The sequence below is a fragment of the Catenulispora pinisilvae genome (assembly GCF_015356865.1).
Lineage (GTDB): Bacteria > Actinomycetota > Actinomycetes > Streptomycetales > Catenulisporaceae > Catenulispora > Catenulispora pinisilvae.
Window position 1 is genome coordinate 1 of record NZ_JAAFZA010000510.1, and the last position, 1201, is coordinate 1201.

At 62.3% G+C, this 1201-nt stretch carries 1 protein-coding gene; it reads left to right on the forward strand.

What is annotated here, in order from left to right:
* Nucleotides 1–794: 794 nt before the first annotated feature.
* On the forward strand, nt 795–1157 hold the full coding sequence (locus IZR01_RS49225; protein WP_194927895.1) for an NUDIX hydrolase: 363 nt from the start codon (nt 795–797) through the stop codon (nt 1155–1157).
* Nucleotides 1158–1201 lie beyond the last annotated feature (44 nt).

Genomic DNA, 1201 nt, shown 5'->3' on the forward strand with positions numbered 1-1201 from the left:
CAGGCGAAGACGTTGCCGATGAGCTGATAGATGAGTTTCACGGCCACAGTCGTCGAGCCTGCGGGCCGATCAACCAATCACACAAGCGGGCAGGTCAACGGCCATGCGTCCATTCTGGCGCGGTACACTCACCGCGCGCTGTAGTTGCGCACCAAATGCAACTGGACGAACCGAGATCGAAGCCCGGCGCACGACTAGTGTACGAAGCCAGCATGCTGAGGCTGTCCAAGCGCGCCGAAGGGACCGCGCAGTATCAGAGACCACGAGAGCTTCACTGAACATTCGTTCCGGATAGCAATCCTCACGGCGTGTTACACAAAGCCAGGACGCCCGCGTCGGTCGCGGTAGTCGTTCATCCGACACAACCTCACGGTCGCCATAACCAACACCAGGTCGAACACAGCCGCTGGTAACGCCATCCATCACAAGCGGTTCTCTTCCAGCACCGAAGACTACGAACCACACGGCTCCGGCGAGGCGCGGCTCGATGAGTTTCCGTGGCACTTGGCCCTCGACGCCGTATCGCCGCTGTAGCAGCCTCCTCTGATCGCAAGACCGCGAGTAGTACACACCAGCGCCGCGACGGCCCACCGAACCCACGAAGCCAAGCGCATCCCCCTGCTCGTACTCGACCAAGGAGAACGCCGAATCGGATCCACCGGGCCACCGCTCCAATCCGCGTACGTCTCAATGCTTGGCGTGGACAGCTGCCAGGATGGCCAAAGGCCATGGTTACGATCAGCATGCATGGCAGGCCGAGGAAGACGTTCAATCCCGCCCGAAGGACATGTGGCATGGCACGCTGGACCGTCCACGGCACCCGCGAGATCTACAGCAGCCCTTGGGTCTGTCTACGGTCGGACGACGTTACCCTCCCCTCCGGGCTCCGCGTGGATCACCACGTCATCGACTTCCCCAAGCCATCGGTCGGCGCAGCAGTCACGGACACTGACGGCCGAATCCTGCTTCTCCATCGCCACCGCCACATCACCAACGCCTCCGGCTGGGAGATCCACGCCGGCTGGGCCGAACCCGGCGAAGACCTCGCCGAAGCCGCCCGCCGCGAGACTATTGAGAGGGCGGAAAGCGACTGTCTGTCCGGTTCGTCGTTGGCTTTGGGTTGGGCTCCTGTGCAGGAGGTTTCGGTAGTTTCGTAGGGTTCTGTCATCGCGCTTTTCGGTGACAGCCAGCGGATTCGGCA

Excerpts from the sequence above, each read along its gene's own strand:
- IZR01_RS49225 (WP_194927895.1), top strand. The coding sequence starts at position 795 with ATGGCACGCTGGACCGTCCACGGCACCCGCGAGATCTACAGCAGCCCT.